The 22,386-nt window shown below is 49.9% G+C and carries 22 protein-coding genes; 3 read left to right on the top strand and 19 right to left on the bottom strand.

Features of this window, described 5'->3' with window-relative positions:
- Positions 1-30: 30 nt before the first annotated feature.
- The 3 genes from groES to J0B03_RS09465 all read right to left on the bottom strand — a co-directional run bounded on the left by groES (position 31) and on the right by J0B03_RS09465 (position 2,028).
- A complete protein-coding gene (groES, locus tag J0B03_RS09475) occupies positions 31-312 on the bottom strand; it encodes a co-chaperone GroES (protein ID WP_207299370.1) in 282 nt (93 codons plus the stop codon).
- 157 nt (positions 313-469) lie between these two features.
- The gene (locus J0B03_RS09470) at positions 470-1,147 is read right to left on the bottom strand and encodes a DUF554 domain-containing protein (RefSeq protein ID WP_207299369.1); all 678 of its coding nucleotides are present in this window, start codon (positions 1,145-1,147) and stop codon (positions 470-472) included.
- Positions 1,144-2,028, bottom strand: coding sequence for a DNA-3-methyladenine glycosylase family protein (locus J0B03_RS09465; protein WP_207299368.1), 885 nt, complete (start codon positions 2,026-2,028; stop codon positions 1,144-1,146). Before J0B03_RS09465 ends, J0B03_RS09470 begins: the two co-directional genes overlap by 4 nt.
- Positions 2,029-2,141: 113 nt before the next feature.
- Here J0B03_RS09465 and J0B03_RS09460 point away from each other — a divergent pair, with 113 nt between their 5' ends.
- Positions 2,142-2,582: a hypothetical protein gene (locus J0B03_RS09460; RefSeq protein ID WP_207299367.1), complete on the top strand. Its 441-nt coding sequence runs from the start codon at positions 2,142-2,144 to the stop codon at positions 2,580-2,582.
- A 1-nt stretch (position 2,583) separates the two neighbouring features.
- Here the strand turns inward: J0B03_RS09460 and J0B03_RS09455 are convergent, their stop codons facing one another.
- Positions 2,584-3,153, bottom strand: a complete 570-nt coding sequence (locus J0B03_RS09455; protein ID WP_207299366.1) for an ANTAR domain-containing response regulator — start codon at positions 3,151-3,153, stop codon at positions 2,584-2,586.
- A gap of 71 nt (positions 3,154-3,224) precedes the next feature.
- Between J0B03_RS09455 and J0B03_RS09450 the strand changes: the two genes are divergently transcribed.
- On the top strand, positions 3,225-4,052 hold the full coding sequence (locus tag J0B03_RS09450; protein ID WP_207299365.1) for a hypothetical protein: 828 nt from the start codon (positions 3,225-3,227) through the stop codon (positions 4,050-4,052).
- Between the two features lie 8 nt (positions 4,053-4,060).
- On the opposite strand, the gene glnA is transcribed toward J0B03_RS09450, so the two are convergent.
- Positions 4,061-5,389, bottom strand: a complete 1,329-nt coding sequence (gene glnA, locus J0B03_RS09445; RefSeq protein WP_207299364.1) for a type I glutamate--ammonia ligase — start codon at positions 5,387-5,389, stop codon at positions 4,061-4,063.
- Positions 5,390-5,526: 137 nt separating this feature from the next.
- Positions 5,527-6,171, bottom strand: a complete 645-nt coding sequence (locus J0B03_RS09440) for a redox-sensing transcriptional repressor Rex (protein ID WP_207299363.1) — start codon at positions 6,169-6,171, stop codon at positions 5,527-5,529.
- A 184-nt stretch (positions 6,172-6,355) separates the two neighbouring features.
- Between J0B03_RS09440 and J0B03_RS09435 the strand changes: the two genes are divergently transcribed.
- Entirely contained in the window at positions 6,356-8,278 is a 1,923-nt protein-coding gene (locus tag J0B03_RS09435; protein ID WP_207299362.1) for an ABC transporter ATP-binding protein, read from the top strand.
- 262 nt (positions 8,279-8,540) lie between these two features.
- On the opposite strand, the gene tsaD is transcribed toward J0B03_RS09435, so the two are convergent.
- The 13 genes from tsaD to J0B03_RS09370 form a co-directional block, all read right to left on the bottom strand.
- The gene (tsaD, locus tag J0B03_RS09430; RefSeq protein ID WP_207299361.1) at positions 8,541-9,557 is read right to left on the bottom strand and encodes a tRNA (adenosine(37)-N6)-threonylcarbamoyltransferase complex transferase subunit TsaD; all 1,017 of its coding nucleotides are present in this window, start codon (positions 9,555-9,557) and stop codon (positions 8,541-8,543) included.
- Positions 9,526-10,221: a TIGR01906 family membrane protein gene (locus J0B03_RS09425; RefSeq protein WP_207299360.1), complete on the bottom strand. Its 696-nt coding sequence runs from the start codon at positions 10,219-10,221 to the stop codon at positions 9,526-9,528. The genes tsaD and J0B03_RS09425 overlap by 32 nt, the downstream gene beginning before the upstream one ends.
- Entirely contained in the window at positions 10,214-10,669 is a 456-nt protein-coding gene (rimI, locus tag J0B03_RS09420; RefSeq protein WP_246798121.1) for a ribosomal protein S18-alanine N-acetyltransferase, read from the bottom strand. Before rimI ends, J0B03_RS09425 begins: the two co-directional genes overlap by 8 nt.
- Positions 10,662-11,915 carry a CapA family protein gene (locus J0B03_RS09415; protein WP_207299359.1) on the bottom strand — a complete coding sequence of 418 codons (1,254 nt, stop codon included), beginning with the start codon at positions 11,913-11,915 and terminating at the stop codon, positions 10,662-10,664. The genes rimI and J0B03_RS09415 overlap by 8 nt, the downstream gene beginning before the upstream one ends.
- Positions 11,916-11,927: 12 nt before the next feature.
- Positions 11,928-13,220, bottom strand: coding sequence for a sensor histidine kinase (locus J0B03_RS09410; protein WP_207299358.1), 1,293 nt, complete (start codon positions 13,218-13,220; stop codon positions 11,928-11,930).
- On the bottom strand, positions 13,220-13,891 hold the full coding sequence (locus tag J0B03_RS09405; RefSeq protein ID WP_207299357.1) for a response regulator transcription factor: 672 nt from the start codon (positions 13,889-13,891) through the stop codon (positions 13,220-13,222). The genes J0B03_RS09410 and J0B03_RS09405 overlap by 1 nt, the downstream gene beginning before the upstream one ends.
- Positions 13,892-13,957: 66 nt before the next feature.
- A complete protein-coding gene (gene mnmA / locus J0B03_RS09400; protein ID WP_207299356.1) occupies positions 13,958-15,052 on the bottom strand; it encodes a tRNA 2-thiouridine(34) synthase MnmA in 1,095 nt (364 codons plus the stop codon).
- Positions 15,049-15,504 carry a C-GCAxxG-C-C family protein gene (locus J0B03_RS09395; RefSeq protein ID WP_207299355.1) on the bottom strand — a complete coding sequence of 152 codons (456 nt, stop codon included), beginning with the start codon at positions 15,502-15,504 and terminating at the stop codon, positions 15,049-15,051. Before J0B03_RS09395 ends, mnmA begins: the two co-directional genes overlap by 4 nt.
- A 13-nt stretch (positions 15,505-15,517) precedes the next feature.
- Entirely contained in the window at positions 15,518-17,818 is a 2,301-nt protein-coding gene (locus J0B03_RS09390; RefSeq protein WP_207299354.1) for an ATP-binding protein, read from the bottom strand.
- A complete protein-coding gene (locus J0B03_RS09385; protein ID WP_207299353.1) occupies positions 17,815-18,900 on the bottom strand; it encodes a metallophosphoesterase family protein in 1,086 nt (361 codons plus the stop codon). Before J0B03_RS09385 ends, J0B03_RS09390 begins: the two co-directional genes overlap by 4 nt.
- Positions 18,897-19,601 (bottom strand): tRNA (adenosine(37)-N6)-threonylcarbamoyltransferase complex dimerization subunit type 1 TsaB, encoded by a 705-nt coding sequence (gene tsaB, locus J0B03_RS09380; RefSeq protein ID WP_207299352.1) that lies wholly within the window; start codon positions 19,599-19,601, stop codon positions 18,897-18,899. The genes J0B03_RS09385 and tsaB overlap by 4 nt, the downstream gene beginning before the upstream one ends.
- Positions 19,595-20,077, bottom strand: a complete 483-nt coding sequence (gene tsaE, locus J0B03_RS09375; protein WP_207299351.1) for a tRNA (adenosine(37)-N6)-threonylcarbamoyltransferase complex ATPase subunit type 1 TsaE — start codon at positions 20,075-20,077, stop codon at positions 19,595-19,597. Before tsaE ends, tsaB begins: the two co-directional genes overlap by 7 nt.
- A complete protein-coding gene (locus J0B03_RS09370) occupies positions 20,074-22,305 on the bottom strand; it encodes a homocysteine S-methyltransferase family protein (RefSeq protein ID WP_207299350.1) in 2,232 nt (743 codons plus the stop codon). The genes tsaE and J0B03_RS09370 overlap by 4 nt, the downstream gene beginning before the upstream one ends.
- Positions 22,306-22,386: the final 81 nt, after the last annotated feature.

Below are 22,386 nucleotides of genomic sequence, written 5' to 3'. Positions count from 1 at the left end.
CTTCGTTGCTTGGATTTTCTTGGCACCGTCTTACTCGACAATGGCCAAAATATCGTTTTGTCGTACAATCAAATACTCGACTCCGTCTACTTTTAATTCTGTTCCGGAAAATTTGGAAAAGACAACGTTGTCGCCAACCTTTACTTCCAATGCCACTTTCTTGCCGTCTACGACTTCGCCGCTGCCAACTGCCACGACTTCACCTTGTTGTGGTTTTTCTTTTGCAGAACCGGGAAGAACGATCCCGCTTGCAGTGGTTGCTTCTTCTTCTTTAACCTTCAGTACCACTCTGTCTCCTAATGGTTTCAACATGCTACAACTACCTCCTTGTACGATCATGAATTATTTTTTATTTGTTAGCACTCATTACACTTGAGTGCTAATCGCATTTATAATGATACAAAACAATAAGAAAAATGTCAACACTTTCCGCTGACATTTTCCACATTCTTTGTATGACCTTATTTCTTTACAAGGTATAAAAAAGATTGATCAAGATCGGAATGAAAACAGCAGGCAACATGTTTCCCAATTTCAAATGCTTGATTTTCAACATGGTGATGCCGATGGCAAAAATTAGAACACCACCCACCGCCGTCATTTCCACTACCACCGCCGCTGCCAGGTAGGGTTTCAGAAAACCGGAGAGCAGAACGATGGCCCCCTGGTACAAAAAGACACTGGCTGCCGACAACAATACTCCTATTCCCAGCGCGGAAGCAAATATAATGGACATGACACCGTCCAAAAACGCCTTGGCGTATAGAATATCATGCTCTCCCTGAAGACCTCCCTGCAACCCACCCATGATGGCCATGGCTCCCACACAAAAGAGGAGGGATGCTGTAACAAATCCCTGGGTGACTCCCGTGGCGTTTTTCATTCTGCTCTGAAAGAAATCTCCCAGTTCATTCAATTTCTTTTCAATATCCAAAATTTCTCCGATCAAGGCTCCCAGGGCGATGCTGGTAAAAAGGATCAGAGGATTGTTGGTGGTGATCCCCTGACTGATGCCGTAAACCATGATGGCGATCCCCAAAGCCTCCACCATGATGTTGCTGAAGCGCTCCGAGATCTTGCTTTTGAATACCAGGCCCAAGGTGCCTCCGATCAAGATGGCTACCGTATTTACGATATTTCCGGTCATATGATTTCTCCTGTCTTAAGATTATTTTCCCTTGCATAATAAAAAAGATACTGTTGGGCAAATCCTGCCAGATCTCCCCACAAGTCGTCTGCTCTTTTCTTGATTTCTGCCGCAGTGGCATCCCTTTTCATGTAAATGGACTCAGTGACCCGCTTCACCCATACGTCCACCGGATAGCTCTCGTACTTTCCTGCTCCATAAAGAAAGATGCAGTCCGCCACTTTGGGACCCACTCCCTTGATCTCCATCAGTTTCCTGATCCCTTCCTGATAGGACAGGGATCGAAGGGTTTTAGGATCGACCCTGCCGCCCATCACCTTTTCCACCGCATCCACGATGTAGGATGCCCGATAGCCGCAGCGGACGGGGGCCAGATCCTCACAGGTCACTCCTTGCAGTTCTTCCGGTCTGGGGAATGTGTAAAGGGTCCTTCCCCCGTATTGTATGGGCCTGCCGTATTTGTGGCTCAAGCCTTCTACCAGGTTTTTGATCCGTTTCACGTTGTTGTTGCTGGACAAGATGAAGGAGATCATGGTTTCCCACTCTTCCTGAAGGAGGATCCGAAGTCCCCAACCATAGGCGGCGGCTTTTGAAATGGACTCCTCCACCGATACTGCCTTGACAATGGCGGCATAATCCCGCTTCAAATCCAAATAATCCATCCAATATTCTTCAAAAGTGTTCCGGTCTGTTCCTCTCAAAACGAAACGGTCTTCCCTTTTTTCCACGTCCAAGACATGATCGAGGGAAATACCCATATACCGGTTTGGTGTCATTTGATTCCATCGGAAGCACTGGCCTGATTCAAATGTCTGGTACAAGTCAAACTGGGTGATGACTGCATGGATCTCCTCTCCATGGATACTGTAATCTTTGAGCACTGTCTTGTCCTTCTTTCTATTCAACCATGACGGACGAATCGTCGGTTTTGTGCTATAATCCTTATTATAAAGTATTAACTGATAGAATATTACTTTCTTGGAGGAGTTTCAAGATGTTTGCAGAAAATCCATGGAAATCTTTTTTACGGGGTCTGTTCGTCGCTGTGTTGCTGATGGTGATCGTGGGACTAAACACCCTGGAATTTCTTCATTATTTTATAGCAAGAGGCGAAAACACCCTGTTCGACCAACCAGTGGAGGCGGTCGCCAGGGCGGAGTTTTTCATCATGCTTCTGTTTTCGCTGCCGGCCTTGGCCGCCGGTCTGTTTTTGCTGACCAGGATCAAGGAAGCCAGTTTTCAAAGTTACCTGATCTGCGGGATCCTGATCGTCTTTACCCTGATCAAGCTCTTTTTCTATATCCCAAACGTCCTTCTTGGATCCATGCCCCTGTGGTACATCCTAAAACAGTTCCCGCCCATTCTTTTCAGTGGTTGGCTGGGCATTTCCGCATCCATGCGCCTGTCCGATCTGAAATACCGCAAATACCTATAGATCAGGCATATTTATTGATAATGGCCTGGGCCAGTACTTCCATGGAGACTTTTTTGTCCATGCTGGAAGTCCTCAAAAACGCATAGGCTTCTTCTTCGCTGCACTGCTTCATTTCCATGATGATCCCCTTGGCCTTTTCTATGGTCTTTCGATCCGAAAGATCTTTTTTCAAGCGAAGGATCTCTCCTTCCAGTTCCAGGATCTTCTTGCCGAAATACAGGGCTCCGGAGATGGCTTTGGCATAGGCGCTGGATTCAGCACTATAATGAACGTAATCGAAGATCCACCCTTTTTCGATCCAGTGGACATAATCGCTCCTGGGCAACTGGGTGACAAGGACCACAGGACAGATCTTTTCCACGTGGATGGCATTGACCACATCGATGGCCCGTAGTCCCTTGATCTCCTCATCCAGCAGTATAAGATCCACCGCCCGGGTCCTGGCTGTGCGAACCAGATTGTTTCCATCTTCCACCACAAGGATCTGGAAGCCGGCCTGTTTGGCCTGCTGCAAGACCTGGCTTTGGTTACGCTTGTTGGTCATTCCTATTAAAATGGTTCCCATTCTCATCCTTCATCCCACCTGTTTGTGATATAATGAATCATCGGCAATCGGTATTCTCTTATAGGAGGTGTTCTCCCATGAAACGTCTGATCATCCTGGTCTTTTTAGTAATTCTATTGAGCGGATGTGCAAAAAACTACATCAACGACAGCGAAGGCCAGATCCCACTGAGGGAGGATCCCTCCACTTATCGGGACGGCATCTACTTTGCCACCTACTCCCATCACAACAACGACGGGTACCGGGGTGAAATGAATTTGACCATACGGGAAGGGATCATCACCAAAGTCGATTTCCGCGAGTTCTCCCTGGAGGGCAAAGACAAAATATCCGATCTGGAATATTACGAAGCATTCAAGGCGGAACACAACCTGGATCTTCGCGTCCTCTACACCCGCTTGTACAACAGCGTCATTCGAAACCAGGGGACCCAAAACCTTCCCGGTACAGGAGAGTTTCCCGACATCAGCAACCAGTTTCGCTTTCTATGCGAAAGCATCCTCTATGCCGCCAGGGACGGAAATACGGCGCCCATCATCCTGCCCATGAACGAGGTATACATCTTGACGTCAGAACCGGATGAAGAAGGCTACGTACCCACGCTGAAAATCACCTACGTAGCAGACAGCATCATTTCCGTAGTGTACAGCAAGTTGAACCCCTTCGACGAAGCCAAGGAATCCCGGGATGATGTTTTGGAAGCCTATCGAAATGCAACTGGCATGGAACTGGATCAGATATACACGGATTACGCTTCCCAGATCCTTCGGCAAAATAGTATGGATCCCGTGGACGCCATAGCCGGAGCAACAGAGACCATGGAACAGATCAACGATCTGCTGGAACAGCTGGCACAGCGCCGGCTCCCCTATAATAAAATGGATGAATTGGAAAAAGCCGAGTGATCGGCTTTTTATATTGTGTTCAGATACATGTCCAACTCCCAGGGAGTCACACGGGTCCGATAGTTGTCCCACTCTGCCAGCTTGTTCTCGATGTATTTCACCCGGGCATGGGATCCCAAGATATCCAACAACAATTGGTCTTGTTGCAGTGCATCAATGGCTTCCTTCAATGTTCCCGGCAAAGAGTCGATGCAGCATTCGATTTTTTCCTCTTCCGTCATTTCGTATACGTTGGAGTAGACTGGATCCGGAGCCTGTAAACCTCGTTTTACCCCATCCAAACCAGCTCCCAGGCTCACTGCCAGGGCCAGATACGGATTAGCGGATGGATCGGGATTTCGCATTTCCACCCGGGTGGAAGCGCCCCGCTTGGCCGGGATCCGGATCAGAGGACTTCTATTCTTGGGAGACCAGGCGATATAGACCGGCGCTTCGTATCCCGGCACCAACCGCTTGTAGCTGTTCACCGTCGGATTAGTCAATGCCGCCAATCCTTTGGCATGATCGATCAGACCGGCGATGTAACGATAGGCCGTTTCGCTGAGCTCGTCTTTTCCATTGGGGTCGTAAAATGCATTTTCCCCATCCTTGAACAAGGATTGGTTCAAGTGCATCCCGCTTCCTGCAATGCCGTACACTGGTTTCGGCATGAATGTGGCATGAAGACCATGGCGCTGGGCGATGATCCTCACTACCATTTTGAAGGTCATGATGTCATCGGCGGCTTCCAGGGCGTCGCAATATTTAAAGTCGATCTCATGCTGTCCCGGTGCCACTTCGTGATGGGATGCTTCGATCTCAAAACCCATTTCCTTCAAGGTGGTCACCATGTCCCGTCGGGCGCTCTCCCCAAGGTCTACCGGTGCCAGGTCAAAATAGCCGGCGTTGTCGTGGGTCTTCAACGTTGGATTATTGTCTTCATCCACTTCAAAGAGGAAAAATTCGCACTCCGGACCGACAAACATGGTATAGCCCATTTCCTTGGCATCTTTGATCTGCTTCTTTAGAATATTTCTGGGACACCCGGAAAAAGGGGTCCCGTCCGGATTGTAAATGTCGCAGATGAGACGGGCTTCCCGTCCTACCTGGGGTTTCCATGGGAAAACCACAAAGGTGTTCAAATCCGGCTTCAGATACATGTCCGATTCTTCGATCCGCACAAAACCGTCGATGGAAGAACCGTCAAACATGATCTCCCCATCCAAGGCTTTCTCCAGCTGTTCATAGGTGACGGACAGGTTTTTCATCACCCCATTCAAGTCGGTAAACTGCAGATGGATAAATTCCACATCCAGATCTTTTGCACTCTGCATGATTTCTTCTTTCGTTGTTGTCATCGTTTCATCTCCTCATTCATTATTCGGGGATTCTACCCTTTTCTATCAAAAAAATCTGCCTAAAGGTATAATATGCGTTTATTATACCTCTAGCAGACTTCCATGTCCAAATAATTCACTTTTTCCCAAACCGAAGATCAGATCTCCAATTGGGGTTCGTTCATCAAGTAGGTCAGTGTATACAAACTTTCACTGATGGCCACGTTTTCGATGACCACATTGTCCCGTACCTGTACATCTGCCGGTGCAAAATTCCAGATGGCCTTGATCCCGTTTTCCATCATGGTATCGGCCACACCCTGGCTTTGTTCCTTTGGCACGCAGATGATGCCCAGTTGGATGTCGTTTTCCAGAACGTATGTCCCCAGATCTTGGATGTCATAGATTTTGATATCCCGGATGGTATTGCCGATAAGTCGTGGATTGACGTCAAACATGGCGCTTAGAGCAAATCCTTCCCGTCGAAACCCTTCGTAATTGGCAATGGCCTGTCCCAAATTTCCTGCACCAACGATGACACAGTTGTATGTTTGGTTCAACCCCAGGATCCGGCCGATCTCCTTTTGAAGCTCTTCCACGTTATAGCCGTACCCCTGTTGCCCGAAGCCACCAAAGCAGTTCAGGTCCTGTCTGATCTGGGAGGCTGTCAATCCCATCAATTTTCCCAATTCCTTGGATGAAATCCGCATCACACCGTTTTGTATCAAATCTCCCAAATATCTGTAGTATTTCGGCAGTCGCCGTACTACTGCCATGGATACTTTGACGGAATTTTTCTGCATGTCCTTCTCCTTTCGTTCCCACTCACTTAGAAATAATTATAGCAATTCGAAATTTTATTGTCAATTTTTTGTTATTGTATTTTCAAAGATTTTTACGATAAATCGTTAATTTTATCACGAATTGCTTAAAAACCCATGCTGTAGTAATATATTATCAGAAAAGCAGAACATTTGGAGGTATCTCATGCTACTTAATGGCAATAATATCACAAAAAGTTACGGGGTAACCGTTATATTCGATACAATATCATTTCAGGTGGACGACAACGCCAGGATCGGCATCGTTGGAAAAAACGGAACAGGGAAAACCACCCTGCTTCGGATGATCGCCGGCGGCACCGGATCGGACGGTGGCAGCCTGGATAAATCGAAGGGACTGACCATCGGATACCTGACCCAGGAGTCCAACCTGGACCTGGAACATACCGTCTATCAGGAAGCCTTGTCCGTCTTCGACGAGGTGCTGGCCATGGAAGAAGAACTGCGTTCCCTGGAAATGCAGATCGCATCTTCTCCAGAAGAAGGGATCCAAAGCCTTCTCAAGCGGTACGCCGACTTGACGGAAACCTTTGAAAACGCCGCAGGCTACGAGCATGAGAGTCGTACCAAGGGAATACTGACCGGTCTCGGATTTCCTCCGGAACGATTTGAGCAGGTCATCGGATCTCTCAGCGGCGGCGAAAAGACCAGGGTGTCCCTGGCCAAATTGATCCTGCAAAATCCGTCCTTGCTTTTATTGGATGAACCCACCAACTTCTTGGACATCGAAACCATCCAGTGGCTGGAGACCTACCTGAAGTCCTACAACGGCTCTTTCATGATCATTTCCCACGATCGTTATTTTCTGGATGCCCTGGTGAATCAGATCTGGGAAGTGGAAAATAAAAAATTGAATCGATACAACGGCAATTATTCCAGTTACACCAGGCAAAAACAGGTAGATCTGGAGACCCAGATGCACCGATACAAAGTGGAGCAGCGGGAGATCCAGCGGCAGGAGGAGATCATCAAGCGATTTCGACAATTCAACCGGGAAAAAAGCATTCGCAAAGCGGAAAGTCGGGAAAAACTTCTGGAAAAAATGCCGAAGACGGATCGTCCTTTTGAGGATACACGGACCATTTCCATGACTTTCGAACCGGACATCCAAAGCGGGAAAGTGGTGCTGGAAGTGGAAGAGCTGGCCAAAGCCTTCGACAAGCCTCTTTTCTCCCATGTGAACTTCACCATGTACCGGGGAGAAAAAATCGGCATCATCGGCATGAACGGCAGCGGGAAAAGCACCCTCCTTAAAATCATCAACGGAGAACTTGATCCCGATGAAGGACACGCGTCCCACGGCCAGAAGGTCACCACCGCCTATTTTCGACAGGACAACGCCGGCTTGAACCTGGAGTCCACCCCCGTGGAAGAGATCTCCGACTACCGACCCCGGGCCAACGAGGGAGAGATCCGAAACCTCCTTTCCTATTTTCGCTTTTATGGAGAAGATGTCTTTAAGCCCCTCTCCGTATTGTCCGGAGGAGAAAGAAGTCGGATCTCCCTGGCGAAAACCATGCTCTCCGGAGCCAACTTGATTCTTATGGACGAGCCCACCAATCATTTGGACATTGCCTCCGTGGATGTATTGGAAAAGGCCTTGCAGGACTACAACGGCAGCCTTCTGGTGGTCTCCCACGACCGATATTTTCTCAACAAGGTGATCGACCGTTTGCTGGTCCTCAAAGACGGTTCCATTACCTCATATCCTGGTAATTACGACTACTATCTGGAAAAAGTGAAAGAAGCCCAGTTGCTGGAAGAACTTCAAACCCAGGAGGCGGCCATGACCAAAACGGAAGCCACACAACGAAAAAAAGCCTCCAACCGGACCAAGCAGGCCCGCATTCAGCTTCGTCGGGAGATCAATGAATTGGAAGAAAAGATCCTGGCACTGGAAGGCTCCATCACGGAGTACGAAAAACTCATTTGCTCGGAAGGATTTTATGACGATTTTGACGAGTCCTGCCGCATCAACCAGGCCTATGAGAATGCCAAAGACGATCTGTCCCGATTGATGGATCAATGGACGGAAAAGCAGTTGGATCTGGAGGATGGCGAAGAATAATTTGCGTTGCTTTTCAACCACTTTTTTCTTGACATCCTCAAGCCCAGTTCCCATGAGGGTTTCCGCCTGTTGACAAAAACTGTTATTTCATGAATTTTCATGACTTATAAACATTTCCCACAGTTATCCACGAGTTTATCCACAGTTTTGCACAGATAATTGCACCAAATAACCTCTTTACAGGTACTTATCCACATTTTTATACAAGTCGAAAACCCATTTAACGGAGAAAAAAATGCTTGACAAGTTACTTATCCACAGCTTAGCCCAGTCGCAAATTGGGATCGGCAGTCAGGTCTTCCGGGGCGAACACACCCGCCTCATACTTGAAGTATCCGGCACCGGCGATCATGGCTCCATTGTCCGTACAATAAGTCGCTTTTGGGTAGTGAAGCACTAGTCCTTCCGACTGGCATCGCTGCCTCATTTTTTTTCGCAACAGGGAGTTGCAGGAGACGCCGCCGGATAGACAGATCTCTTTTAAACCCGTTGCCACGGCTGCAGCAACGGTCTTGTCCACCAGCACATCCACTACGGCCATCTGAAAACTGGCGGCAATGTCTTCCACCCGAAACTCTTTCCCTTTCATCTTCAATCCGTTGAGATGGTTCAACACGGCGGATTTCAATCCACTAAAACTGAAATCAAAAGAATTTTCTTCCAGATAGGCCCGTGGGAATTCCACGGCATGGGGATCTCCCAGCAACGCCGCCTTGTCGATGGCAGGCCCTCCCGGATATCCCAGTTTCAACGTTCTGGCAATTTTATCAAAAGCCTCCCCTGCCGCATCGTCTCGAGTTTGTCCAAGAACTTCATAAGAATCGTAATCATCCACCCGGATCAGATGGGTGTGCCCACCGGAAACCACCAGCGTCAGATAGGGGGGTTCCAGGTCGGGATTATCGATGTAGTTGGCACTGATGTGACCTTCGATGTGGTTTACCCCTATAAGGGGTTTGCCGGCAGCAAAGGAAAAGGCTTTGGCAAAAGAAAGGCCCACCAGAAGGCTTCCCACCAAACCAGGTCCATAGGTCACTGCCACCGCGTCCACATCGTCGTAGGATATGTTGGCATCCTTAAAGGCCTGGGCCACGATGATGCCGATCTTCTTTACATGATTTCGGGAAGCGATCTCCGGTACCACACCGCCGTAGGGTTGATGTATGTCGATTTGAGAGTAGATCACGTTGGAGAGGACCTGGCGACCGTTTTTGACGATGGCCGCTGATGTCTCGTCGCAAGATGATTCAATCCCCAATATGATTGCGTCTTTTTTCATGATTTCCTCCAAACTTTAAACCCAACACGGACAGAAAAGCCACCAGTACGGTCCCTCCCACTGTCCATAGCAGGATCCGTTTTGCGATATTGATGAAAAAGGGCAAGGGCACCATGTTGATCAGATTACTTTGATCCGGATCCAGGATCCAGTAGTCATTGGAAAAAAACATTTCATGAAATAGGACGAAATATCGGTTGAAATCCAAATAGAGCAGCAGCCCAATAAGGAGGCCTCCTGCGATCAACAGAACACAGCCCGCCAACAAGGCCTTCCATACGAAAGTTTCCTTCCTTGACAGTGCCACTGCCACGGTGATCAGCAAAAAAGCCAAGGCCATGTTTCGAATCAACAACCCCCGGGCAAAGAGGACCTCCACGTCGTCCATGTGGACGATCTCCCGTTCATTGAACACGTCCTGTTCTTCTCCGTGGATGTCGGCCCGGATATGCAGATCTTCCCGATTACCGAAGAGGTAGGCCTGGATCTCATCGGTGACCTCCATGAGGGTGTCCAGGTTCATTCCCGTATTATCCATAACATCATTTGCTTGATACTGCTGCCGAAAAAAAGCATCGTCCCTGGTGGCGATCTCCACTCCAGTCAACAAGAGCACCAATGGAACAAGCAGTACTATCATTATCGCGATCCATTTTCTACCCATGATTCCTCCACATGATCACAGCGTCTTCTCCGTTGTCGCTGTAGTATTTTTTTCGAATGCCGGCGGGTACAAAACCGCAGGATCCATACAAGGCCAAAGCAGCCCCATTGCTTTTTCGCACTTCCAGGGTAAAGGAATCCACGCCCATTTTTTCACCCTCCCCCAGCAAATGTTCCAGCAATCTTTTGCCGATCCCCATTCGACGGTTCGAAGGGGCCACGGCAATATTGGTGATGTGACCTTCGTTGAGCACCACCCACATGCCGGCGTATCCGACAACCTGACTTTCCAGCTGGAGTACGTAATATCTGGCCAGAGGATTTTTCAATTCCTCTTCGAACATTCCCCGGCTCCATGGAATGGCGAAGGCGCTGCGTTCCAAGGAAAGGATGGCATCCAGATGGTGAAGGGACATTGGTTCCACTTTCATGGTCATCGGTCTATCCATCCAGATCTCCATTGTACATGGTCAAGTTCTTTTTGGTGTTGTTGTAGGATTCCTCCAACCGGGATCGAAGGGATGCAGAAGTATCTTCCCGCAGGAGCATCTCCCGGACCGGCAAGATCTCGTACTGCTGCCCGGTGTCAGTAGCGTATCGATGTACCCATGTGGGGGTGTAACTGACAGATCTAATGACAACACTGTTTCGTATGGGATCCTTTTCCAGTCCCACATGGACTATGACTCCATCCTCCGTATAATTTCGTACCCCGATGGATGGCAGGGTTTCCCTGCGTTGATTGGACAAAAAATTCCCCTGGGAATAGATGACGTATTTTTTTGCTCCGTCCACTTCCACCATCTCAGAAGGTTGGATCACGTGGGGATGGCTGCCAAAGATCACGTCGACTCCCCATTCTAACATCTTTTCCGCCAGATCCTTTTGCTGGGCGTTGGGAGTTTGCTGGTACTCGTTTCCCCAATGGATCAGTACCGCTACGGCGTCGCACCCCTGCTCTTTTGCCTTTTGGATATCGCTTCGAATTTTATCCTCGTCGATCAGGTTGATCATGTACGATCGTTCCTGGTCCGTCAAATACCCGTCCAAGCCGTTGAGGCCGTACGTATAGGCCAAAAATCCGACTTTCACGCCATTTTCTTCCATAGTGGTGATCTCCTGCTCCGGTTCACGAAAGGAACCGGTGGAAAGGAGACCTCGGCTCTTCAGCTGGTCCAGAGTCCTTAACAATCCGGATTTTCCCTTGTCCAGGCTGTGGTTGTTGGCTGTTCCCAACAAGCGGATCCCCGCATATTGGACAGCGTCCAGTATGGCATCCGGTGCATTGAAAACCGGATATCCCTGAGGCGTTCCACCTGCCGTCACGGTTTCCAGGTTGGCCACCGGCATGTGGGCGCTTTCAAAATATTTCTTCACATGAACAAAATTTGGTTTGAAATCATAGGCACCGGAAGCTCGGTCATAGGCACCGTTGATCTGGGTGCCATGGGTCATGATGTCCCCCGTGGAGGCCAAACGGACGGTTTGGGTATACTCCATGGGTTTCCCGTCCGGAGTGGTGAAAAAACCGTCGATATAGCTGTCAGACGGCGTTTGAACGGATGGTGCAGCTTCCTGTCCCAGTGTTGTCTCTTCTCTGCTTTGAAACAGCTGGATCCCGACCAGGACCACCATGATGACGATGACAAGTCGTACCGCCAAACCGGGTATGTTCTTATTCCTTTTTCTTTTCATCGTGTCCTCCGTCTAATCTCGACCTTTGTGTTTTTTCGGCAATTCCACTGTAAAGGTGCTGCCTTCTTCCGGTGTGCTGTTCACATGAATTTTCCCCCGATGTTCTTCGATGATCCACCGGGCAATGGACAATCCCAATCCGGATCCGCCTTGCTCTCTGCTTCTGGCCTTGTCCACCCTGTAGAATCGCTCGAAAATTCGATCCAGCTCTTCCTGGGCCATTCCAATGCCCGTATCTTTCACCGTAATGATCACCTTGTCCGTTGTATGCATCAGCGACAAGGTGATGCAGCCTCCAGGAGGCGTATATTTGATGCTGTTGTCCACCAGGATCATGATCAACTGGTTCAGCTTGTCCCGATCCCCCGTCATGTGGACGTTGTCGGAAACGATGCTGTCCAGCTGCAGTTGTTTTTCCTTGGCGATGGGCTGAAACTTGTCGCCCACATTTTTGACCAGTGCGGTAACATCCACTTTTTCCATCACCACAGGGATCTGGTTGTTGTCTGCCTGGGCCAGGATCAACAGGTTCTCGATCATGCGGCTCATGGTCTCTGTCTCTCCGGTGATGTTCTCCAGCCAGTGGGCATTTTTGGCAATGGTCTCCTCTTCCTTCATGCCCAGCAGTTCTGCCGTTGTCTTGATGATGGTCAAAGGCGTCCTCAACTCATGGGAGGCATCGGCAATAAACTCCTTTTGCCGTTCATAGGCGATGCGCACCGGTTCCAGGGATTTCTTCGCCATATGGGCACTGATCAGGATCAGAAACAGCAAGCTGGCCGTTCCGATCCCCATGACGATCAGGAAGATCTGCCGGATCACCAAATCATCGATGACTCTGGACTGGTAAACCTGGATCACATAGGGACTTCCGTTGCTTCGGGTGGCGTACAAATTGTAGATGCGGTATTTCAATCCGTTCAAAAAAATGGTCCCGTGATTCCCGTCCCTGCTGGTCATGGTCTCCTGTGCTTGAATATAGGCCTGATCCAACAAGCCGTCCCGCAAACTGCTTAAATTGGCGAGTTTCAGGTTTTCATCCCAAATGATATAATCGATCCGGGTGTAATCGCTTTGTGAATCTCCTCCAGTTTCGCCGTTGTCATCAGGCAAGGTGAACTCCAAAACCCCAAATCGATCCACCACATCCTGGATCTGGGTCGTCCTGCCCAACAGGGCCCGCTTGGCGGACGCATCAAAAGTGGAGTTGGTAAATCCCACGATGGAGTAGGAAAAGATCAATAGAAAGGCTATGAGGATCAGGGCATTCATCACCGTCAGGCGACGGTACAGATCCTTGAACATCAGTCGGTCACCTTCAATCGATATCCGATGCTTCGAAGGGTCTCGATCTTGATGGGTGCATCCTTCAATTTTTTTCGCAGATTATGGATGTAGATCTCTATATTGTTTTCATTCACATCCGCATCAAATCCCCAGACCCGATCCAAGATCTGTTCCCTGCTGAAAACCTGATCCGGACGTTTGATCAGCATCTCCAGCAGAAGACCTTCCTTATAAGAAAGTTTTACAGGTTCTCCATTCACCGTTGCCGTAAAGTTCTCCAAATCAAAGGTGAAATTCCCCAATGTGACCAAATTTTCCACGTAATCCGAATCGATGCGGCGTCCCAAGGCCCGAAGCCTTGCAAAAAGTTCCTTTGCGGAAAAGGGCTTGACCAAATAATCATCGGCCCCCGCATCCAGACCCTTTACCTTGTCGTCTACCGTATCTTTGGCTGTAAGCATGAGCACCGGCGTTTTGCTTCCTTTTGCACGGAGTTCTTTCAATATTTCTATGCCGCTCCTCTGGGGGAGCATGATGTCCAACACGATCACATCGTAGATCTGATTGAGTGCAAAGAGCAGTCCTTCTTCCCCGTCGTTGGCCACGTCGCATTGGACACCCTGCATTCGGCAGAGCTCCTTCAATGCTTCCGTTACTTTTTTTTCATCTTCAACAAACAATACCTTCATATTCCATCGCTCCCTGCTCCTTTTTCCATGTCCCCTTATTCTATCGGGATTTCCTTAATCCACTCTTTAGGCAAAGATCTGGTCGATGACCGCTCCTCCCAGGCACTCATCCCCATGATAGAGAACAACTTCCTGTCCCGGAGTCACCGCCTTTTGAGGTTTCTGAAAGGACAACCGAATGGATCCGTTGTCGACTTCCTCCAAGATCACTTCCTGGTCCGGCTGACGGTAGCGGAATTTTGCCTGAAGAACCACAGGTACCTCTTTTGGGATCTCCGCGATCCAGTTCATCTGGGTACCGATCAATCCCTTGGAATACAAAAGAGGATCCTTTTCCCCCTGGACCACGTAGAGAGTATTGGTGGAAAGGTCTTTTTTGTACACAAACCAGGGTTTTCCCGTCCCCTGGCCGCCGATGCCCAATCCCCGTCGTTGCCCCAGGGTGTAATACATCAGTCCGTTGTGGGTCCCCTTCCGGTTGCCGTCCCTATCCACGATGGGTCCTTTTTTTGCCGGCAGATACCTGCTCAAAAACTCCTTGAAATTCCGCTCTCCGATGAAGCAGATCCCGGTGGAATCTTTCTTCCCCGCCGTCAGCAGATCGTTTTCTTCCGCGATTTTTCGGACTTGGGCCTTGTCCATGTCTCCCAGGGGAAACAAGGTCTTGGACAGCTGATACTGGTTGAGCTGGCATAAAAAGTACGTCTGGTCCTTGTTTTGATCTGCCGCTTTTCGTAATCGGAAAGAACCGTCCCTGAACTCCACCTTGGCGTAATGTCCGGTGGCAATAAAATCGGCGCCGGCCACATTCAGGGCGTACTCCAAAAATGCCTTGAACTTGATCTCCTTGTTGCAAAGCACGTCCGGGTTGGGTGTGCGCCCCCTTTTGTATTCCTCCAAAAAATAAGTGAACACCCGATCCCAGTACTCCTTGCTGAAGTTGACGGTATAATAGGGGATCTCCAGACTCTGGCAGACGCGGCGGACATCTTCATAATCCTCTTCTGCGTTGCAGGTGCCGTCTTCCTGGTCTTCCTCCCAGTTTTTCATAAAGATGCCAATGACATCATATCCTTGCTCTTTCAACAGCAGGGCGGCTACGGAGGAGTCCACACCCCCACTCATTCCCACTACTACTGTCTTGTTTTTTTTCTTTGTCATGTTTCCGTACGTTCCTTCCCTTTCGCCGACCGTTCTTTTAGGATCTCTTCCAATAGGGCGGCTCCGGCCATCATGACCGGTGCGCATTTTTCCTGAGGATGACGATGGCTTTCTTTGATGGCGGCGCAGTCTGTGGATCCGAAAAACTGCTCGAAGCGTTCCACAAACTCTCGGGTGACAGCTTTCATGGTCGCCTGGTCCGTTGGCTTGTCTTCCGCAAAAAGGACCCCGATGGCCATGAGGCCGCCGGTCAAAACCCCGCAGGTCTTCTCCTTGTAAAGGCCACCGCCAAACGGGACCGCCATTTTTTTTGCTTTTGGATCCAATCCCAGTTTATAATAATCGTTGCAACTGTTCAACAGGGTCTCGGCACAATTGTAGTGATGCAAGGTCCGATCCTCTCCGTAGGCTTTTTCGCTGTCAATGTATTCTTTCACAATATCTTGCAACATGTTCCTTCCTCCTCTACAACAATACCGGATGATAGGTCATTTCCAACCGATCCAGTTGATTTTTTTCTCGAAGCTGGGAAGTAAACAGCAGTATCTGCCGGTTTGACCCGGTTCCACATACCAGGGACATGGCCCGCTCCAATCTTTCGTCGTCAAATTGCATAAATGCTTCATCCAGGATCAATGGAAATGCATCCAAACCCAGGGTCTGGATAATGCTTAGACGAAATGCCAGATACAACTGGTCTGCCGCCCCCATGCTCAGATGATCCGCATCCATCATGGCGGAGGTTTCCGCATCTTCCACCCGAAGGTGGCTGCCTTGATCCACCTTCAATTCCCGATGGATCCCGGTGATGGTTTTCATATGCGCTTCCATGTATTCGTGAAGTTTCGGCGCCACCTCCCGATGCAGGGTTTTGGACGCTTCTTCGATTTTTTCTTCTGCAATGGATAGTGCTTTCAGGCGACGTTGGCCTTCTTCGATCTTTTGGTCGACCCAGGCCATCTCCTCTTCCAGATCGGCCAGGTCCGTTCCTTCCCGCTCCAGGCTGAGCATCTCTCCCTCCAGCCGGTGGATCTTCTCCAATATGGCGGATCGCCTTCCCCCGACTTGCTGCAATTCCATCTTCAAGGCCTCTCCATCTTCCCTGGTCACGCCCAGAGGCGCTTTCCCTGTGAAAAACAAGTGCAATCGCTGGAATTCTTCGTCGGTCATCAATGCATCCATGGTCCCATCCAACTCTCGGATGCGGTCGCCTGCCCGCCGTTGTCTCTTTTGCCGCTGGTACAACTGGAGGAGCTGCTCCATGTCCTGGATCTCCCATTGTTGCAGCAACCCATCAAATTCCTGGATTTTTGCATCCAGCCGGCGCTGCCGTTCCTCCCTGTTTTCCTGGATGTATTCCATCCGGTTTCGCAGGTTTTGAGGATGCATCAGTTCCCTTTCCCAAAGTGCGGTCAAGGCTTCTTCATCCTCCACTTCATATTTTTTCAGGAAACCCTCCATCATACCTTGCATTTTTTCCCCATATTGACGTAGTCGTTCCTCTTCTTCGCCTTCCTTTTGGTTTCCCCTTTTTCCCATGGCATTTCGAATGCCATAGACCACGGCCACTGCAAAAAGTCCCGCGGCCGCCAACAAATAAAAGTTGTCGTAGACGATCCCCACTGCACCAAAGGTCAAGGCGATCAATGCGGCAAGGATCGGCAATGCCAAAGCCCCTTTTCGTCTCTTGGGCGGCAATGTTTCCCTTTCCCTGTTCAATCTGGCTTTCTCCTTTGTCCACACCACAAACCGTTGACGGTCTAGCTCCATCTCCGTAGCCAGTTCATCCCGATCCAGTTTCTCCTGGATCTGCGCCATGGCTTTTTCCGCCAGTTTTTCCTCTTCTTCCAGTCGGAGTCGATCCTGATGGAGCATGAGTGCCTTGCTGTATGTTTCCTCACTTAAAAAAGGAAGGGGTTGTTCCTGCAAATAGGTTTCCCATTGTGTTCGTTCCTTCAGGAGTTTTTCATACGCCTTGTATTTTTCATGTACTTTTTTGACTTCCATGTTTTCCAGCCGATGTTCCAGCTGTCCTTCTTCCTGCTCCAACCGGTGGGCTTCTTCTTGCAATTTTCTTTTTTCTTCCGCCCAGATCAGCAAACGGTCCCGGTTTTGACGGGCGATCTTCCAAAGAGCCTCCAGTTCATCCAGGCGTTGGACCTGTTGTCCCAAGGACGAGCTTTTGCGGGTCTTGCTTCCGATCTCCTCCCGCTTTTTTTTCAAGGCATCCAAGGCGCCGGTCAGGGACACGCTGGAACCGGTATGACTGAACTGGAAGATCCTCTCCTTCAATTCACCCGCCAATTCCTCGTCGGTTCGAACCTTCAATTGTCCCATGCTGATGGTGTTTCGAAATACGTTGCGGTTCATGGTCTTGGGTTCAAAAAACACGGGAAGGCGAAGACCGGAATCGTATGGATAACCATGGGAAAGGTCTTCTCCCGTGGTCTGGTCGTAAATATGAAATGCGTCTTTTCCCTTTAGAAAATTCCGCTCCAGCCGGAGGAGTCTTCCATCCTTTTCCACCATCATGACCCCAAAATAGTCCCTGCCCCGCAGAGGCATATATTTGTCATAATCTTCACTGTAGACTTTTCTGGTGGGGGAATCCTTGAAAAACCCAAAAAACATCCCCTCGATAAATTTGTGGATGGTGGATTTCCCCGATTCGTTTCTTCCGTGGATCCAATTGATCCCGTCTTGAAAAACCAGGATCTTGTCGTGAAATTTTCCAAATGCCACCAGATGCAGTTCTCTTATGATCATAAGCTTCTCTCCTGCAACAGCGCTTCCAAACCATAAAACAGCGCCATTCGTTGTACCGGATCATCCAGATCTTCCTGCAGCATGCTGCGAAGAAACAACCCGATGATGTTGTCTTGATTTTCTTTATACAGTCGTTCCACATCATAATCCGGGATCGTTTCATCCAGGATCTCCAGATGATAAAAGTCTCCTTCCAAGGATCGGTGGATGTGCTCCACATCAAGGTCCGGATCCATGACGCCCTTCAAACGGATCCGGCAAATGGTTTTATCTCCCATCCTGGCAGAAAGGATCCCCTCACGGACTTCTTCCCAACCGTCGTCCGGAGACAAGGTCACCTCCCCTTCTTCAAAACGAATGTGATCCAATGCTTCAAATTCGTGGAATACCCCACCTTTTTGTATATGGCCCTTCACATAGCCGCGAGGGCCCCTGTCTTTGAAGCTGGAAGCCAAAGGGGCTCCGCTGTAGATCCATTTCCCCGTTTGTGCCGACGGCTTGTGGATGTGACCCAATGCCGCATAGTCGAACCGCTCCAAAAAATCCCTGTGGTTTTTCAGAGGGAAATAGGGGGAATCTGCCGATTCCAGATCCCCATGGACCAGCAAAACATTGGTTTTGAGCAGGTTCATGTCCACGTCGAAGGACACCCGGTCTCCGTCCAGGCTGTTGTTTTTCCAACCGAAGCCCCAGATGGAAAGCCAGTCGTTTATTTCCACTTCCGTCCATGTTTCCCGGGAAAAGATGATGACGTTTTCCGGCCAGTCCACAGCCCCGTAGGACAATCGACCTTCCATTGGATCATGGTTGCCGGGAGCAATAAATACCCTGGTCCGTTCCAGAGACGCCAAGGTGGAAGCCATGGCCTTCAGGTCCGTCATACGGATCCGGTCGTGGTCGAAGACATCCCCTGCAAGAAACAAAAAATCGATGTTCTTGTCCCGACAAATATGGACCAGTCTGGCAAATGCCTCCCAGCTTCCCTGCCGCAACCTGGTTCGAATGGATCTGGGAAGTACGACGCTGGCGCCTGCTCCTCCCAGGTGCAGGTCTGCCGAATGAAGGAAAGTATAGTGGTTCATTTTCCTCCACCCTTTCTTTGCTCCATCTGGATCTCTGCTTGAGATCGGCGAAAATATTCCGGTTCGAAATCCTTCCACGTAAATATGGCTGTTTTTTCTTTGATTTTCCATGCTGCCGCCTGACAAAGCATGGATGCCCGGGGCATGCCGAAAACCTCATCCATAACCTGTATGTTTCCTTCCACAAGGCCAAGGGGGATCTTTTTGGTCCCGCTTCCCAGACACATGGCGGGATCCCCTCCGGCTTTGATCATTTTCATCACATCGTCGATACTTCCCACATGATCCGGTTTTTCTTCCTGTATTCGTCCCTCATCCCAGCGGTAGATACCCGCGTAGACCTGGTCTCGCTGGGCATCCACCATGGGACAGATCCATCCGGGATAACCTGCAGCGTTCCAAGCTGTGATCTCCAGTAGGGAGACCCCCACGATGGGCTTGTCATGGTATTGGGCGAATCCCTTGACGGCAGCTGCACCGATGCGCAATCCGGTAAAGGAACCAGGACCTCTGGTGCATGCGTAAAAATCTATTGCATCCAAGGACACCGACGTTGTTTCCAATAGGTGTTTGACCAACCCCACCAGTTGCTCCGAATGAGATTGGCGCTGATTTGCCAGCACTTCGCCCACTAATTTTCCGTCCTCCCACAATGCCACGGAAGTGGCAGGGGTCGATGTATCCAAACCTAGTATCAACATGTTTTTTCCCATCCTTTATCCAAATGCAGTCCTTCCAGCAAAGATTCCTCCCCTTCCAACAGGATGGTCCTCTCCTGTGGATCATCCCCCAATTCCAGGGTGACATCCAGGATCGTCCCGTCCAGTTCATCCCGAACGATGGAGGCCCATTCCATGACCACGATGCCGTCTTTCAAATAATCCTCAAATCCGATGTCCAACAACTCGTCCATGCCGGAAAGCCGGTATACATCAAAATGATGGATCTTTCCCCTGTTGGTCTCGTAGGTATGAACGATGCTGAATGTAGGACTGGTGATATAGCCTGTGACGCCGAATCCTTTCAGGATCCCCTGGCTCAAGGCCGTTTTCCCTCCACCCATGGGTCCCTCCAGACAAACGATCCAGCCGGGCTGGGCCGCTTCTCCGATGAGACGGCCCAAGGTCTGGGTCTCTTCCACCTGAAATGTTTTTATTTCCCGTCTTCCCCTGCTCATAATGCCTCCAACAAATTTATCCAGTCTCCCGCTCTGGTCACCGCACCAAAAATCCCCAGGGATTTCCATCCCACCCGGTCCCCTCCCGGTCCCATGAGGACCAGGGCTGCATCCGGATGAGAATGGACCCAAGGCTCCATCCAGGTTTTCAGACGTTCCTCCGTGATGCCGAAAGGCACCTCCAGAACCACGCATCTTACCGGTTGCAACAAGATCACTTCGGAAGGTTCCACCACTTGAAATCCCAAGATCCTGGCTATGGTTTTTGCCAGTGCCAATCCCGGTTTCTTCAGATCTCCAGTAAACAGGATGATCCCTTTTTCTCCATTTTCGTCCTTCATGGAGTTTTCTGCAGCGGCAACGCTTCTTGCCAGGTTGGGCAACAGGATCTCACCGGCCGCATAGGCTTCTTCCGCCGCCAGCAATCCCTCCAGTACCGAATTTTTCCTGCCAACAGCTTCCTCTTTGCATTGCCCCTGATAAATGCTGTTGGCCACTTCATCCAGGTCGGCCCTTGCTTCCGGCACACTGCCGGCTGCGAGGACGTATTGTGATCCGCCCGGATCCCTTCCTGTTAGAACCAGGCCTGCTTGGATGGTCTGCATCATTTCTTCCTGCTCTACGTTGAGAAGGAGGGCATCCACTCCCCAGGACAGGGCCATGGCCAGATACGTTCGATCCAGCAGACCCCGCTCCGGCATTTTAAACGAAACATTTCCGATGCCCAGGAGCACTTTCAACCCAAGCTCTTCCTTGATGGCAGCTGCAGCTCGGATGGTATCCATGGCGTCGGCCCCGTTGGCGACGGGCAGCACCATGGGATCAATGATCACATCACGGGGAGACAGTTCGAATTTCTTTGCCGTTTTCAAGATCTTTTCTGCAATGGACAAGCGCTTCTGCCAGGTGCGGGCAGGCCCGTCTTCATCCAGAGTCAGTGCCACCACAGCCGCTCCGTATTTTTTCACCACCGGAAAAAGGGTCTCCATGGTTTTCCTGGATCCATCCAGGCCGTTGACCACTGCCTTTCCGTTGTAGGTCCGCAAGGCAGCTTCCAGGGTCTGAGGATTCCTGCTCTCCAGCATCAGCGGTACGTCCAGGGATTTTTGTATGTTTTTGATGGTTTCCACCATCAACAAGGTTTCGTCTTTTCCGGGCAAACCTGCGGTACGTAGATCCACCAGGTGTGCCCCTTTGTTTTTGGCACCTCGAACTTTTGAGACGATCTTTCGATAGTCTTCCCGGATGAATGCCTCCATCAGCGTTTTGTTGCCGTGGGGCAGCACATTTTCCGAGACAATGGTGACTTGCTCATCCATGGAAAAACTTTTCCGATAAGAACAGATCAACGTATGGGCCTTTTCTTTTCTTTGAACCGGTGCTTTCCCGGTAACAGCTTCCCGCACTTTTTCGATATAGGACGCATCGGTTCCACAGCAGCCGCCTAAAATGGTTGCTCCCATATCTGCCATGATGGCCAGGTTCTCGGCAAAATGCTCCTTGCTGATGTCGTAATGGGTCTGTCCATCCCGATAGACCGGCATGCCTGCATTGGGTTGCACCATCACCGGAATGCTGGCGTTGTCCAACACCTCCTTGACGATGGGAAGAAGCTTGTCTGGCCCCAGGGAACAATTGACCCCCAAAACATCCACACCAAGCCCTTCCAGTACGGCCACCATGGTCCTGGGATCCGTCCCTGTAAGGGTATGCCCCTTTTCATCAAAGGTCATGGTGCAAAAGACCGGCAGATCAGAATTTTCTTTCGCTGCCAGAACTGCACACCTGGCTTCCTGGAGATCACTCATTGTCTCTATCAAGATCAGATCGCATCCAGCACCGGCACCGGCGACTACCTGGCGCCGGAAAGCATCATAAGCTTCTTCGAAGGTCATTTCTCCCGTCGGTTCCATCATTCTTCCCAGAGGGCCGATGTCCAGTGCTACCAATCGGTCCGGTGCCGCTCTCCTGGCAATGGACACTGCCGCTTCCACGACCGTTTCCAGATCCAAGCCGACTTTCCCCAATTTATAGGGATTGGCGCCAAAGGTATTGGTGGTTATGATGTCCGCACCTGCCTTGACGTATTCCCGCTGGATCTCTTCCAAAATTTCTGGATAGCGGATGTTGGCCTCCTCCGGCAGGATCCGCTCTGGGATCCTTTTTTGCAGCTGGGTGCCCATTCCGCCGTCAAAAAATATAAATCCATCTTTATCCCAAGGTTTCATGATGTTTCACCCCTACTCATTCTACTTGATATTTCATTATATCAAAAAAACAACAATCCTCCCACCAGGATTGTTGTCTTT

Source organism: Alkalibacter rhizosphaerae, from assembly GCF_017352215.1.
In the GTDB taxonomy this organism is placed as follows: domain Bacteria; phylum Bacillota; class Clostridia; order Eubacteriales; family Alkalibacteraceae; genus Alkalibacter; species Alkalibacter rhizosphaerae.
The sequence above is the reverse complement of the archived record's forward strand: the minus strand, read 5'-3'. Positions and strand labels throughout refer to the sequence as shown.